The organism is Microcoleus sp. POL10_C6, from assembly GCF_036701585.1.
In the GTDB taxonomy this organism is placed as follows: domain Bacteria; phylum Cyanobacteriota; class Cyanobacteriia; order Cyanobacteriales; family Microcoleaceae; genus Microcoleus.
Map to the genome: position 1 here is coordinate 168198 of NZ_JAUBRB010000006.1, position 13654 is coordinate 181851.

At 45.0% G+C, this 13654-nt stretch carries 12 protein-coding genes; 3 read left to right on the forward strand and 9 right to left on the reverse strand.

The window, feature by feature from the left end:
* Positions 1-98: 98 nt before the first annotated feature.
* The gene (locus tag QUA34_RS05665) at positions 99-1379 is read right to left on the reverse strand and encodes a lipid-A-disaccharide synthase (protein WP_333384701.1); all 1281 of its coding nucleotides are present in this window, start codon (positions 1377-1379) and stop codon (positions 99-101) included.
* A gap of 36 nt (positions 1380-1415) precedes the next feature.
* Here QUA34_RS05665 and QUA34_RS05670 point away from each other — a divergent pair, with 36 nt between their 5' ends.
* Complete coding sequence (locus QUA34_RS05670; protein ID WP_333384704.1) at positions 1416-1892, forward strand: ankyrin repeat domain-containing protein; 477 nt, start codon at positions 1416-1418, stop codon at positions 1890-1892.
* 71 nt (positions 1893-1963) lie between these two features.
* On the opposite strand, the gene QUA34_RS05675 is transcribed toward QUA34_RS05670, so the two are convergent.
* The 4 genes from QUA34_RS05675 to QUA34_RS05690 all read right to left on the reverse strand — a co-directional run bounded on the left by QUA34_RS05675 (position 1964) and on the right by QUA34_RS05690 (position 7165).
* Positions 1964-3538 carry a hypothetical protein gene (locus QUA34_RS05675; RefSeq protein WP_333384707.1) on the reverse strand — a complete coding sequence of 525 codons (1575 nt, stop codon included), beginning with the start codon at positions 3536-3538 and terminating at the stop codon, positions 1964-1966.
* 208 nt (positions 3539-3746) lie between these two features.
* Complete coding sequence (locus tag QUA34_RS05680; protein ID WP_333325211.1) at positions 3747-4817, reverse strand: calcium-binding protein; 1071 nt, start codon at positions 4815-4817, stop codon at positions 3747-3749.
* 249 nt (positions 4818-5066) lie between these two features.
* Positions 5067-6083, reverse strand: coding sequence for a calcium-binding protein (locus QUA34_RS05685; protein ID WP_333384709.1), 1017 nt, complete (start codon positions 6081-6083; stop codon positions 5067-5069).
* Positions 6084-6181: 98 nt separating this feature from the next.
* Complete coding sequence (locus tag QUA34_RS05690; RefSeq protein WP_333325219.1) at positions 6182-7165, reverse strand: calcium-binding protein; 984 nt, start codon at positions 7163-7165, stop codon at positions 6182-6184.
* 535 nt (positions 7166-7700) lie between these two features.
* Here QUA34_RS05690 and QUA34_RS05695 point away from each other — a divergent pair.
* A complete protein-coding gene (locus tag QUA34_RS05695; protein WP_333384711.1) occupies positions 7701-11696 on the forward strand; it encodes a magnesium chelatase subunit H in 3996 nt (1331 codons plus the stop codon).
* 161 nt (positions 11697-11857) lie between these two features.
* Here the strand turns inward: QUA34_RS05695 and QUA34_RS05700 are convergent, their stop codons facing one another.
* Complete coding sequence (locus QUA34_RS05700) at positions 11858-12370, reverse strand: hypothetical protein (protein WP_333384714.1); 513 nt, start codon at positions 12368-12370, stop codon at positions 11858-11860.
* Between the two features lie 101 nt (positions 12371-12471).
* On the opposite strand from QUA34_RS05700, the gene QUA34_RS05705 reads away from it, so the two are divergent.
* On the forward strand, positions 12472-12627 hold the full coding sequence (locus QUA34_RS05705) for a hypothetical protein (protein WP_333384716.1): 156 nt from the start codon (positions 12472-12474) through the stop codon (positions 12625-12627).
* A gap of 16 nt (positions 12628-12643) precedes the next feature.
* On the opposite strand, the gene QUA34_RS05710 is transcribed toward QUA34_RS05705, so the two are convergent.
* The 3 genes from QUA34_RS05710 to QUA34_RS05720 form a co-directional block, all read right to left on the reverse strand.
* The gene (locus QUA34_RS05710; RefSeq protein ID WP_333384719.1) at positions 12644-12994 is read right to left on the reverse strand and encodes a type II toxin-antitoxin system PemK/MazF family toxin; all 351 of its coding nucleotides are present in this window, start codon (positions 12992-12994) and stop codon (positions 12644-12646) included.
* Positions 12991-13245 carry a hypothetical protein gene (locus tag QUA34_RS05715; protein WP_332960837.1) on the reverse strand — a complete coding sequence of 85 codons (255 nt, stop codon included), beginning with the start codon at positions 13243-13245 and terminating at the stop codon, positions 12991-12993. Before QUA34_RS05715 ends, QUA34_RS05710 begins: the two co-directional genes overlap by 4 nt.
* A 123-nt stretch (positions 13246-13368) precedes the next feature.
* Positions 13369-13581: a PIN domain-containing protein gene (locus QUA34_RS05720; protein WP_333384738.1), complete on the reverse strand. Its 213-nt coding sequence runs from the start codon at positions 13579-13581 to the stop codon at positions 13369-13371.
* Between the last annotated feature and the right edge of the window lie 73 nt (positions 13582-13654).

The following is a 13654-nucleotide window of genomic DNA, read 5'->3' on the forward strand; positions in this document are numbered from 1 at the left end:
AATAAACTTTCTTTTGCCTGTTTTGACTAATTAATCTGGATTAAATCTGCGTTCATCCGCGTTTATCTGCCGACATCTGCGGTTAAAAATAAAAAAATCTAATTCTTATGACAATTAGATTGCACCTCAATTTCTTCACAAACCAATTCAGCAATTTTTTTCGCCGCCCCGGATTTTCCTCGAACCGCACGCAAACGATCGCCCATCTGTGCTAATTTTTCAGGATGGCTCAGATAGTCGATCGCCAATTGAGCAATTACTTCCGGTTCCAGCTTCCCAATGAACTCCGGCACAATCTCCTCCTGTGCCCAAATATTCGGCCAAGCATAAAGCTTTCCCTTTCCCAATTGCCAGATTAGCCAATTAATCGCCGTAGCAAAAACTGAACCGACTAACGGCAAATTTGCCAGCAAGCCCGGCAATCCATCCCAAGCTTTCATCGCATCCAATTGCTGCGTCGGAATCAAAACAATCATCGGTACAGCTAACGAACCCAATTCGGCAGTATTCGCTCCCACAGTAGTTAAACACAGGCTGCATTCTGATAGCAAGTCGTAGGCGGGCCTCTGCGTCCAAAGTTCTATTTGTAAGCCATTGGCTGTGTGCAAAAACGGCGATTCTGTTAACTGAAGTTCGGCGCTAGCGTTCTCAAATAAATGCAGGCAAGGATTTTGTTCTGGGTCGGCAAAACGTGCTAGAGTTTGCACATCTATGGTAGGAGCAACAGGAATTACAAAGCGAGTTTCAGGGCGGAGGCGATGGATGGATTGGGCGATCGACAAACATAACGGTACACCTAAAGCTAATTTGGCGGCTTTAGAACCGGGCAACAATCCAATTAATTCTATTTTCCGTAGGGGCGGTGTTCCCGTGTCCGCCCTGCCCGATTTCCCGTTCCCTACTTCGGCGATCAAATCTCCGACAACTGTAAATTTATTAGCATATTTTTGGGGAATTTTAGCAAAAACTTCTGGTTTCATCGCCGCAAATTTATCAATCCAGCGATACCACCGGGCGTCCCATTCAGCATAAATAACAGTGCGATATTTGAGCCTTTTGCCAATAACAACCGTAAAAAATTGATCGCCACCTAAAAATAAAACAACTCCTGTTTCGTGCCAATCCCAATTTTCAGCAGTTTTGCCCGAGAATAAGAATGGAAAAAAATGCTCCGGTGCTTGCACTCTGTCAACTTCTGGGTAGGAAGATGCGATTTGCGCTTCTTTCCCCGTGGCGTGGGGACAGGGGGACAGCACCACAGAGATGCGGGCTTGAGTCCCCGCGTTTGGCAATTTCTCGCGCAAAGCTTGCACGGCGGGACGCACCCAAGTTGCCAATTCTCCGGGGCCGTTGGAGAGGATTAAAATATCTACTGCCATAGGATTTAAGATTTGAAAGGATGCAACGGAGATTTTATGACAGATTTAATTAAGGCCGTCAAGACGGGTGATGTTGCGGCTGTAGAAAGTGCTATCGAACAGCGTGCAGATATCAATGCCAAAGATGAGGAAGGTGCGACTGCTTTGACGGCTGCGGCTGAAGCTGGCAATTCGGCGATCGTCAAAAAATTGCTGGCGGCAGGTGCCGGGCCCAACAGTCAGGATAATGACGGGTGGACGCCGTTAATGAGTGCCGCTGCTGCGGGACATACGGAGATTGTACAGCTTTTGCTGGAGGCGGGGGCGGATGTGAATGCTAAAACTAATTTTGGTTTGACGGCTTTGATGAGTGCAGCAGGTAGCGGGCGCACTCAAGTTGTGGAATTTTTAATCGATAAGGGAGCTGATATCAAAGCGTATGATAATAATACTTGGACTGCGTTAATTTGGGCGTCTTCGGAAGGTCACAAAGATGCGGTTGAGCTTTTGAAGCTAGCGCGCGATCGGGCTTAATTGTCGGGCTAAATTTTTGAGAAACCCGGTTGCTTGGTTCGTTCGGGTTTCTCATTGAGATTAATAGCTTTCTACCCTAGCAAGAAAGGATTGATATTCCCAAAATCAGCGTTAGGAAATGTCAGTTGTCTCAAATTTAAGTCCGCACCTCCCTCAAGAATTGCAATTCTATCTCCTCGTAGTGAGATGACTAAATCTGCACCCACTGGAGATATTTGATAGTAATCCAGTTTTCCTGCTAGCTGAAGAGTATCTCCCTGATCGGGGTTGAAGTCACGAATGCGAGCCTCCCCCGGACCATAATACAATACATCACTTATGTCAGTGTAGCTACCAGCGCTCGGTCGCGAAAGAATGTTATGAGCCAAAATAAAAGTATCAGCACCTTCGCTGCCAATCAAGGTATCAAATTCATTGCTGCCGGAGCTCAAATAACGGCCCTCAAAGTCAACTCCAATAATTGTCGATTTTCCCTTGCCAAAAGCAGTCACAACATCATTCCCAGAAGTCCCCACAAAAGTTGCAGAGCGATTTGTTTCAAATTGCCCAACTTTTGTATACTGATCGAGACCTGAAGCAAAACTTCCTGCTTGAACAGCCGCATCAACATCGGGATATTTTGCTAAATATCCAGCTTCCCAAAAGTTATCCAATACAGAAACTCGATCGAAAATCAAGAAATCAGGTTCCCGATTTTCTAGAAACGGCATATTCGCAACACCCTCGACTTCAGCAATCACTGGGACAACCCTAGAGCTTGGTAGTCCCTCAATCTGAAAATTTCCAGAAGCGTTAAACTGATAGTTGTACCAGCCTCGCGTTCCCGCTAGGCGGATCTTATCGGCTTGCGGGTCAAAGTTTTTAATCGTAGCTGCGCCACTGGCGACGATATACGACCTGTAGAATAGATTCCCCTTCACACCGAGAACGAAAGTATCACTACCTTGACCGCCAATGAGCGTATCGCGATCGTTAGGAAAGGGTCTGTTTTCATAAACTCTATTTCCCGCTGCATCTAAAGATACTTCAACGCCAGTGATTTCAACTTTTCCTACACCAAATCCCGTTACAATGTCAGTGTCTTTAGTCCCGACAAATGTAGCCGATCGCGCTGGCTCAAATTGTCCAAATTTTCGGTAGTGTTCCCCACCTGTTTTGAAAACTCCCGCCTTGACTGCTGCTGCTACATCGGGGTTTTTCAGCAAGTATTCGGGTTCAAAAAAGGTGTTCGCATAAAGACCTTCTTTGGCGCCGAATTTGATAAAGTGTTCCAAACCCGATTTGAAAGTGCCGTTCTGTACAAACGGCACAAGTACGGGGTATCGTTTTAAATAAAATGCTTCGTCGTAGTCAGGCGATACTTGGGTGCGGCCTTCATCGTAACCAAACTGGATAAAGTGGTCTAAACCAGAGGCAAAAGGCGCATTTGGATTGTTTGGGCCGCGAACCAAGCGAGCAATATCTGGATTTTGAGATAGATAAGTATTTTCGTCAAAGTAACGCGATACTTTGGTCAGGCCGCCGGCTTGACCGAACTTTTCAAAGTGTTCTCTGCCGGATTTTATAATTCCTGTATCAATAGCCGATTTCACCCAAGGATATTGCGAAAGGTAGTATGGTTCGTCAAAAATGTCATAGTTAGTCATAAGTTTTTCTCCAAGCTTAGTCTGCTTACTTGTCGGTTAAACTTGATCAACTATAACTAACTCTACTAACTCAGTATGTCAAGTTAATTATTGTTAAGCCTGTTTTATTATTTTCATGGCAAACGCAAAAGTGCGATCGCACTTTTTTTGAAAGAGCGATCGCACTTCTCAGCAGCAATCAGCCAAATTCCCAATAGCTTCGAGATTTCTAGCCAAGTAGAGGTAGAGAACCTCTAGATTCTGGTAAGAGATTCAACTTTAGATTTCCGCCGCCTTCAATAACAGCGATCGTGTCAAAGCTACTAATTCCCGAAGTTCCATCTGGAAAGTAAACGAACAAGCCGTTCGTTTGGATAGCTAAATCTCGATTGTTGTTGATGGGAAATATCAAGAATTTATCTAAAGAAGGTTGGATATCGCTTGTTGCTAGCTGAATGGTATCCTGACCTTGGGTAAAGTTCCGAATTGTAGCAAAACCCGGCCCGATATATAACTTTGTTGGGAAACTGTATCCCTTACCACCAGTACCTTGTACAACGTCTCCGAGCATGAATTTATCGCGGCCGCTACCGCCAGTGAGAGTATCGAATTCATTACTGCCCTCACTTTCATAATTTCGGCCGGGGATGGAAAAAGCACCACCTGTACCTAAACCTACTTCAACTCCAATTAATTCGGTATTCCCCACCCCAGCACCGGTAATGATGTCATTCCCGGAACTTCCGATAAAAGTCGCAGAGCGGCTTGGATCGTTTTTGCCGAAATTGAAGTAGTGCTCCCGACCAGTTTTCAACGCTCCCGATTCGACAAACGACTGAACATCGGAGTATTTGTTTAAGTATTCTTTTTCAAAAAAAGAAGTCCCAAACTGACCGTCTTTGATGCCGAATTGAACGAAATGCTGGTAGCCGTTTTTAAAAGTTCCATTCTGAATAAATGGCTGCAACTGTCGGTTATTTGCTACATAAAACGCTTCGTCATACTCAGGCGATACGCGAGTGCGACCTTCTTCGTAACCATATTGGATAAAGTGGTCTAGGCCAGTCGCAAAAGGTGCATTTGGGTTGTTGGGGGTGCGGACTAAGGCAGCGATATCTGGGTTGCCAGCGAGGTAAGTAGCTTCGTCAAAATACCGCGATACTTTGGTTAAGCCACCGACTTGACCGAATTTTTCAAAGTGTTCTCTTCCAGATTTGATGACTCCTGCATCAATGGCGGGTTTGACCCAAGGATATTGAGCAATGTAGTATTGTTCGTCAAAAATTGCGTAACTAGCCATGTTTTTTTATTGCGGCTTTAATGAGCTGTTGATGCAATTTATCAATAATCTGAAACTGAGACAATTACCTGATCGGGTGATTTTTTCCAAGTGTCAGTCAAATCTCATTTAAGCTCTCTAAAGATGTCGTAATTCATCGTTGTTTATTGGAGAACGTAAAGTGCGATCGCGGAATGCGAGTTGTTGGCATAGGAAAGTGCGATCGCACCGACAGCATCCCAAAGAAAATTCTGAATAGATTGGATATTTCTACCCAAGTAAAGATCTAATAACACTAGATCCTGGTAATAGATTCAAATTGAGATTGCCGCCACCTTCAACAACAGCGATTGTGTCAAAGCGACTGGCTATGAAAACTCCATTCTCAACAACGGGAAAGCCATTCGTTTGGATAGCTAAATCTCGATTATTGTTGATTGGAAACACCAATAATTGATCTAAGGGAATCCCTATCTGGATGATATCCTGACCTTGAGTAAAGTTCCGAATAGTAGCAAAACCTGGGCCGATGTAGAACTGTCTGGATGAGAGGGTTCCTCCCCTGAAGCCAACAATGTCACCGAGCACGAATTTATCGCTGCCGCTACCGCCAGTGAGAGTATCGAATTCATTGCTGCCGTCACTTTCATAATTTCGGGGGCCGGGATAGGTAACACCTACTTCAACTCCAATTAATTCGACCCTCCCTACCCCTACACCGGTGAGGATGTCATTACCGGAAGTTCCGACAAAAGTTGCCTCGCGGCTTGGCTCGAATTGCCCAAACTTGAAGTAATGTTCCCGACCAGTTTTTAAGGTTCCAGAGCTGATAGCCTCAAACACATTGAATAAGTATCCCGGTTCAAAGAAAGATGTTCCAAAACGACCTTCTTTTACCCCGAATTGAATGAAATGCTGGTAGCCATTTTTAAAAGTTCCATTCTGAATAAACGGCTGCAAATTTCGGTTAGTTGCTACATAAAACGCTTCGTCATACTCAGGCGATACGCGAGTGCGACCCTCTTCGTAACCGTATTGGATAAAGTGGTCTAAGCCTGTAGCAAACGGCGCGTTTGGATTGACTGTGCGGACAAAGGGTTTAAGGTCTGGATTTCCTTCAAGGTAAGTATCTTCGTCAAAATACCGCGATATTTTTGTGAGACCGGCGGCTTGACCAAATTTTTCAAAGTGTTCTCTTCCTGATTTGATGATTCCTGAATCAATGGCTGGTTTCAGCCACGGATATTGCGAAAGGTAGTATTGTTCGTCGAAGATATCGTAATTCATAGTTTGCTGTTTAAAGTAAAGTACGATAAAAAAAAGTCATCAATCATCAGTATTAACTAATGACCAATGACCGATGACTAATGACTAATGACCAATGACTAACCAATCAAGAAAGTACCGTTACCGTTAGATTCTTGGAAACTCAAATTCAAACTTGCTCCTCCTTCAATCACGCCCAGCACATCTCCAAAACGCTGGATTGACAAATTGTTGCCAACCGGAGTTAGGCTGTAGCCGTTTAATGAAGTTCCTTGCAGTTGGATAAAATCGCTTTCGATGTCGAAGTTACGGATGGTAGCTTGACCGTTACCCAAATACAGCGGTGTCGGGCTAAAATTCCCGGCTGTAGCAGGAACTCCGAGTACGAATGTATTGGTTCCCGGAGCACCAATCAAGACATCGAATTCATTGGTGCCAAAGCTTTCATACTGTCGGTTGCGTTGCGAATCTAGACCTACTTCCACTCCCACAAGTTCGACATCCCCGACGCCAACACCAGTTAAAACATCGTTGCTGCGGCTGCCGACAAAAGTTGCGTCGCGGGCAGGCTCAAATTGTCCAAAATTGAAGAAGTGTTCCCGGCCTGTTCTCAAGTTTCCAGAGTTGACAAACGGCACAATATCAGGGTTTTCTTTTAAGTATTCCGGTTCAAAAAATGAAGTCCCAAACCGACCGTCTCTGATTCCGAATTGAGTGAAATGGTCGAAGCCTGATTTGAAAGTTCCGTTCTGAACGAACGGTGCGACATCTGAGTTGTTTGCTAAATAAAAATTTTCGTTGTACTCAGGGGATACTTGAGCGCGGCGCTGTCCTTCATCGTAACCGAACTGGATAAAGTGATCGAGGCCGGTTGCAAAAGGTGCGTTTGGATTGACTGTGCGGACAAAGGCTGCGAGATCTGGATTTTTCTCAAGGTAAGTAGCTTCGTCAAAATAACGCGATACTTTAGTTAGACCGCCGGCTTGACCAAATTTTTCAAAGTGTTCTCTCCCGGATTTGATTACTCCTGCATCAATCGCTGGTTTGATCCAAGGATATGAGGCCAGGTAGAATTGTTCGTCGAAAATTGCGTAGTTAGCCATGTTTCCCCCTTAATGTTGGGATGAGTTTGAGAGTTTATAGCAATTAGCTTTCCATGAACTCGATCGCTAATCAGGAATTTACACCAAACGGACATTATGAAATGGTTTTAATTTCCTGGAATAATATCACTTTTTGTGACTCAGCAATTATCCGAAGGCTACATTCTGCCTTCACAAATTATACCTTTTTCCCCTCAGTTAATTGCTCTATCGCAAGTGTGATCAATTCTACAAACCTGGGAACTTTTTTCAGGATTTTTTTGTCGATTGTTGGTTAATTTTTAATTATTTTTATCCTACTAATTAATCGTATACATATTATCTTTTATTTGTCAAGTAAACTTTTGTAAACAAAATATGGAGTATTTACTCAAGGAATTTATAAAAAAATGTAACGAAAATTTGACCTAAATTTGTCGAATTGTGTCATGTGCAGGCTCAAATCGCCTAATGGCAAGCGTTTTCTGGTAAAAATGCTTATGGGATAAAAAAATTCCCGATTCGCGAAAACAGCATCTTAAAGGAGCCTAACCGGATGTTCACTCACGTCAAGCCCACCATTCGCCACGTTGTGCCGGAAAACTTGCAGGGGCGATCGCTCATGAAGGTGGTCTATGTCGTACTGGAACCGCAGTATCAAAGCGCCCTGTCGGCAGCGGTTCGATCGATAAACCAGAAAAATCCGAATTTGGCAATAGAAATCAGCGGCTACCTGATCGAGGAACTTCGCAGCCCGGAAAATTACGAAGCCTTCAAGCGGGATGTGGCGGATGCCAATGTATTTATTGCTTCTCTAATTTTCATCGAAGATTTGGCCGAAAAAGTGGTAGCGGCGGTGGAACCGCTGCGCGACAGCTTGGATGTCGCCGTCGTCTTCCCATCGATGCCAGGGGTAATGCGGCTCAATAAAATGGGCAGTTTCTCGATGGCACAGTTGGGACAAAGCAAAAGTGCGATCGGCGAATTCATGAAAAAACGGAAGGAAAAATCTGGGAGTTCCTTCCAAGACGGAATGCTGAAACTGCTGCAAACTTTGCCGAAAGTGCTGAAATATTTGCCGATCGACAAAGCCCAAGATGCCCGCAACTTCATGCTGAGTTTCCAGTATTGGCTGGGCGGTTCCCAAGAAAACTTGGAAAACTTCCTGCTGATGCTGTCCCATAAATATGTCTTCAAAGGCCAGTCACAGCCAACTTTCCAAGAACCTGTTGTCTACCCCGACATGGGAATTTGGCATCCTTTGGCATCGTCGATGTTTGAAGATGTAAAAGCATATCTGACCTGGTTTAATGCCCGTACAGATATTTCTGCGGATCTCAAAGATCCCCTCGCACCTTGCATTGGTTTAGTGTTGCAACGCACTCACTTAGTCACAGGAGATGACGCGCACTATGTAGCAATGGTGCAGGAATTGGAGGCAATGGGCGCGCGGGTTGTGCCGATTTTTGCCGGCGGTTTGGACTTCTCTAAACCTGTGGAGACTTTTTTCTTGGAAGTCGGGGCAAAAGGTGTTACACCTCTGCCGATTGTTGATGCGGTGGTTTCTCTGACTGGTTTTGCTTTGGTGGGCGGCCCGGCGAAACAAGATCACCCGAAGGCGATCGAATCTTTGAAAAAATTAAATTGCCCTTACATGGTGGCTTTGCCGCTGGTTTTCCAAACGACAGAAGAATGGGAAAATAGCGATTTAGGCTTGCACCCGATTCAAGTTGCGTTGCAAGTTGCGATTCCTGAGTTGGATGGTGCGATCGAACCGATTATTGTGTCGGGACGCGACGGCGCAACTGGAAAGGCGATCGCCCTGCAAGATAGAATTGAAGCAATTTCCCAGCGCGCCATGAAATGGGCAATGCTGCGCCGCAAACCAAAATTAGATAAAAAAGTTGCGATCACAGTTTTCAGTTTCCCGCCCGACAAAGGCAACGTCGGAACAGCCGCTTACTTGGACGTTTTCGGCTCGATTTACGAAGTATTGAAAGCCTTAAAAGGTAACGGTTACGACTTGCCAGAATTGCCGGATTCCGCCGAAAAACTGATGCAAGAAGTCATCCACGACGCAACAGCCCAATACCAAAGTCCCGAATTAAATATTGCTTACCGGATGTCCGTAGCTGAATACGAAGAATTCACTCCTTACTCGGAACGGTTGCAAGAAAATTGGGGCCCGCCTCCGGGACATTTGAACAGCGACGGACAAAATTTGCTGATTTTTGGCAAACATTTTGGCAATGTGTTTATCGGAGTGCAACCTACTTTTGGATACGAAGGCGATCCGATGCGGTTGTTATTCTCTCGTTCTGCTAGCCCCCACCACGGTTTTGCTGCGTACTACACTTATTTGGAGCGCATTTGGGGTGCGGATGCGGTGCTGCACTTTGGCACTCACGGTTCGCTAGAATTCATGCCCGGTAAGCAGATGGGAATGTCTGTCGATTGTTATCCTGACAGTTTGATCGGCAAGATTCCTAACCTCTATTATTACGCCGCCAACAATCCCAGCGAGGCAACAATTGCTAAGCGCCGCAGTTATGCTGAAACAATCAGTTATCTGACTCCTCCGGCTGAAAATGCTGGGTTGTACAAAGGTTTGCAGGAACTCAGCGAGTTAATTGCTTCTTATCAAACTTTGAAAGAGACTGGGCGCGGTGTGCCGATTGTGGATGCGATCGTCGAAAAATGCCGTTTGGTGAATTTGGATAAGGATATCGCCTTACCTCCCGAACAAGAACGCGGGGTTGCTGCGGATATGACTGCGGAGGAACGGGACAATTTAGTTGGCTTGGTTTACCGCAAGTTGATGGAGATTGAGTCGCGGTTGTTACCTTGCGGTTTGCACGTGATCGGTAAGCCGCCGACTGCTGAAGAGGCGATCGCAACTTTGGTTAACATTGCCAATTTAGACCGGGAAGAAGACGGATTAATCAGTTTGTCGCGGATTATTGCTCAAAGTCTCGATCGGAATATTGACGAGATCTACACCAACAACGACAAAGGCATTTTAGCAGATGTTGAATTGTTACAAAACATCACCTTAGCCTGTCGCGATGCTGTTAGCGCTTTGGTGAAGGAACAAACCGATGCTGAGGGTAGAGTTTCCCTGGTTTCTAAGTTGAATTTCTTCAACATGGGCAAGAAAACACCCTGGATTGATGCTTTGCACGCAGCGGGTTATAAAAAGGTCGATCCAGAACTGATTAAACCGCTGTTTGAGTATCTGGAATTCTGCTTGCAGCAAGTTTGTGCCGACAACGAATTGGGCGCATTATTGCGCGCGCTAGAGGGCGAATACATTATCCCCGGCCCTGGTGGCGATCCGATTCGCAACCCGGATGTTTTGCCGACTGGCAAGAATATGCACGCTTTGGACCCGCAGTCAATCCCTACCACGGGGGCGATCAAGTCTGCTAAGGTTGTAGTCGATCGGCTGTTAGAAAGACAGCGCGTTGATAACGGCGGAAATTACCCAGAAACGATCGCCGTTGTGTTGTGGGGAACCGACAATATCAAGACTTACGGCGAATCCCTCGCCCAAGTAATGTGGATGGTGGGAGTGAAGCCAGTTCCCGACGCTTTGGGCCGGGTAAACAAACTCGAATTGCTTTCTTTAGAAGAGTTGGGACGCCCTCGGATCGACGTAGTAATTAACTGTTCAGGCGTATTCCGCGACTTGTTCATCAACCAAATGAATTTGTTAGATAAAGCCGTGAAAATGGCAGCGGAAGCCGACGAACCGTTAGAAATGAACTTCGTCCGCAAACACGCCTTGAAGCAAGCGGAAGAAATGGGAATCAACCTGCGACAAGCAGCAACCCGGGTATTTTCCAATGCTTCGGGTTCCTATTCATCTAACGTCAACTTGGCGGTGGAAAACAGCACTTGGGAAAGCGAAGCCGAGTTGCAGGAAATGTACTTAACTCGCAAATCCTTCGCCTTTTCTTCCGACAATCCCGGAACAATGGAACAAGATCGGAAGATTTTTGAATCATCCTTGAAAACTGCTGAAGTGACATTCCAAAACTTGGATTCTGCTGAGATTTCCCTAACCGACGTGTCGCACTATTTCGACTCTGATCCGACTAAATTGATCGGCAGTTTGCGCGCAGATGGCAAGAAACCGGCATCCTTTGTTGCTGATACAACCACAGCCAACGCGCAGGTGCGGACGCTATCAGAAACCGTGCGTTTAGATTCGCGGACTAAGCTGCTGAATCCGAAGTGGTACGAGGGGATGTTGTCGCACGGTTATGAAGGCGTGCGGGAGATTTCTAAGCGTCTGGTGAATACGACTGGATGGAGTGCAACGGCCGGCGCTGTGGATAATTGGGTGTATGAGGATGTCAACACTACGTTTATCCAAGATGAGGAGATGCAGAAGCGTTTGCTTAACTTAAATCCTCATTCGTTCCGCAAGATTGTCAGCACTTTGCTTGAGGTGAATGGCCGGGGTTATTGGGAGACTTCGGAGAACAATTTGGATAGGTTGCGTGAACTTTATCAGGAGGTGGAAGACCGGATTGAGGGGGTAGAATAGAGTTAGAGTAGGCATCAATTAGTAGAGACGTTGCATACAACGTCTCTACTAAGTCTTAATCATAGAGATAATGTTAAATCATTATTTTGTGAGAATGAAACCTCCCGGTAGACGTTATATTTGTGGTGTATTTACTGTGTAGCTAAATCTGTTAGAAGCTATTACCTACAGAAATTTGAAGCCCCAAATTCTGTTGCTTGTCTTACTCTATCTTTCTCTTCTTCAGACATAAAGGGACATTGAGATTGAGCATTTTGCCATGAAATAACATATTGAAAAATGGCCTGTGAAGTTGAAACCTTACCAGCATTTATGTCGTTTTTGACTCTTGCAACGCAAAAGTCCCCTGCCCCATCTACTCTTTTCCGGACATCGGCAATCTCAGTGTAAGTGACATAGGGACAGTTACGTTGACCATCTAGCCAGGTAATTTGATTGGTAATGATGGCTTGAGCCGTTGTAATCTGTCCCGTACGAATTTTCTCCCAAATATCTGTTGAGTCCGTTTTAGGAAGCTGCTCCTCCTGCTTCTCTGGGGAAGGACTTGAGGAAGGACTTGGGGGAGGACTACAGCCATAAATCAGTAATACCAGTATCAGGTAAAATAGTGAATTGTAAGAATTTTTTCTACGTTGATTCATCAAAGCTTTGTTCTCTCTGCTACTGGTATTCATAATATTACCATTCAAGTTTAATATTATTTGATAGTACAGTGACTTGCAAGTAGTCTCCGGAATTTATTTCTTAATTTATTTTAACATTTCTTAAATTAAAGTTGCAAAATAGATCGCACTCTCATCTTAGCCAAAAATGCGATCGCCCCTATCTTTCCCCTAAGTGCGATCGCCCCTCTGCTTTCCCCCCGATCGAACTTTGGGGAGTATTCTCCAAGGGCGATCGCCCTTATTTTCCCAAAGTACGATCGCCCTGATAGTCCTCAAGTGCAATTAAACTTGACCAGGCAAATCCAAGGCAATTAATAAAGCTTGATTCAGCAGAAGTATTCCTTCATCACTAAGCATTCCTCGTAAACTCAATAAACGAGATTTAGATAATACCCGTACTTGATCTGCCATAGCGATAGAATCGTTGGTTAATCCACCGTCGGGAGCTTTAATTAATACCTGAGTGGGATAAACTCGTTTACCAGTTTGATAAGTAGTGCAGGGAATAGCCAAAACTACAGGGCTATATGTATGGATTGTAGCTCGACTAACGATGATAACAGGACGGGTTCCTCCTTGTTCAGAACCCTCAACAGGTTCAAGTCTAGCATCATAGACTTCTCCCCGGTTCATACAGGAGATTCTCCCAATTGCAACGCTTCCCAACTCGCTACCGCAAACTCAGCCTCCATCTGTAGCACTTGAGCTTGATACTCTGGATCTTGTACCATTTCAATCAGTGCTGCATCAATTTCCGATCGTTTACCCTGAGTTTGGGTTGTTACCCGATCGCGAACCAATGCTGACAATACTTCTAACAGTTGCTGTTGCTCTTCAAGAGTGAGATTTTGAGCCTGACTCAGTACCTCGCTATAAGTAGACATAGGGTTTATGTTGAGATTTTTTGGCTGATTGTTATTATAGCAATTTAGAATCGAAGGAAGTGCGATCGCCCTGATCTTCCCAAAAGTACGATCGCCCCTCTCTTCCCATCCAAAAATAATCCATCAACTTCTCAAATGCTCCAAAACTAAAACCGTTAACCCAGGTAAAGAAGGCAACCGCGCATCATTTGTCAAAAAAAACGAAGCACCCTCATGGATAGCTGTAGCCATTTGAATAGAATCGGGCGATCGCAAATTGTAAGTTGCTCTCAGTTGTGCCGCTGTTTCAGCAATATCTGGAGTTAATTCAACAACAGTTAAACTTCCTTGATCAATACTCCGGACAGTTTTTAAGCAGCCAGAGTACCATAAGACAAGACTGAAGGAAGGTTAGGGTGATTTAAAATCA

What these genes read in the sequence shown, in the direction of transcription:
- QUA34_RS05665 (WP_333384701.1), bottom strand. Translation starts at nt 1,379, where the DNA reads ATGGCAGTAGATATTTTAATCCTCTCCAACGGCCCCGGAGAATTGGCA.
- QUA34_RS05670 (WP_333384704.1), top strand. Translation starts at nt 1,416, where the DNA reads ATGACAGATTTAATTAAGGCCGTCAAGACGGGTGATGTTGCGGCTGTA.
- QUA34_RS05675 (WP_333384707.1), bottom strand. Translation starts at nt 3,538, where the DNA reads ATGACTAACTATGACATTTTTGACGAACCATACTACCTTTCGCAATAT.
- QUA34_RS05680 (WP_333325211.1), bottom strand. Translation starts at nt 4,817, where the DNA reads ATGGCTAGTTACGCAATTTTTGACGAACAATACTACATTGCTCAATAT.
- QUA34_RS05685 (WP_333384709.1), bottom strand. Translation starts at nt 6,083, where the DNA reads ATGAATTACGATATCTTCGACGAACAATACTACCTTTCGCAATATCCG.
- QUA34_RS05690 (WP_333325219.1), bottom strand. Translation starts at nt 7,165, where the DNA reads ATGGCTAACTACGCAATTTTCGACGAACAATTCTACCTGGCCTCATAT.
- QUA34_RS05695 (WP_333384711.1), top strand. Translation starts at nt 7,701, where the DNA reads ATGTTCACTCACGTCAAGCCCACCATTCGCCACGTTGTGCCGGAAAAC.
- QUA34_RS05700 (WP_333384714.1), bottom strand. Translation starts at nt 12,370, where the DNA reads ATGAATACCAGTAGCAGAGAGAACAAAGCTTTGATGAATCAACGTAGA.
- QUA34_RS05710 (WP_333384719.1), bottom strand. Translation starts at nt 12,994, where the DNA reads ATGAACCGGGGAGAAGTCTATGATGCTAGACTTGAACCTGTTGAGGGT.
- QUA34_RS05715 (WP_332960837.1), bottom strand. Translation starts at nt 13,245, where the DNA reads ATGTCTACTTATAGCGAGGTACTGAGTCAGGCTCAAAATCTCACTCTT.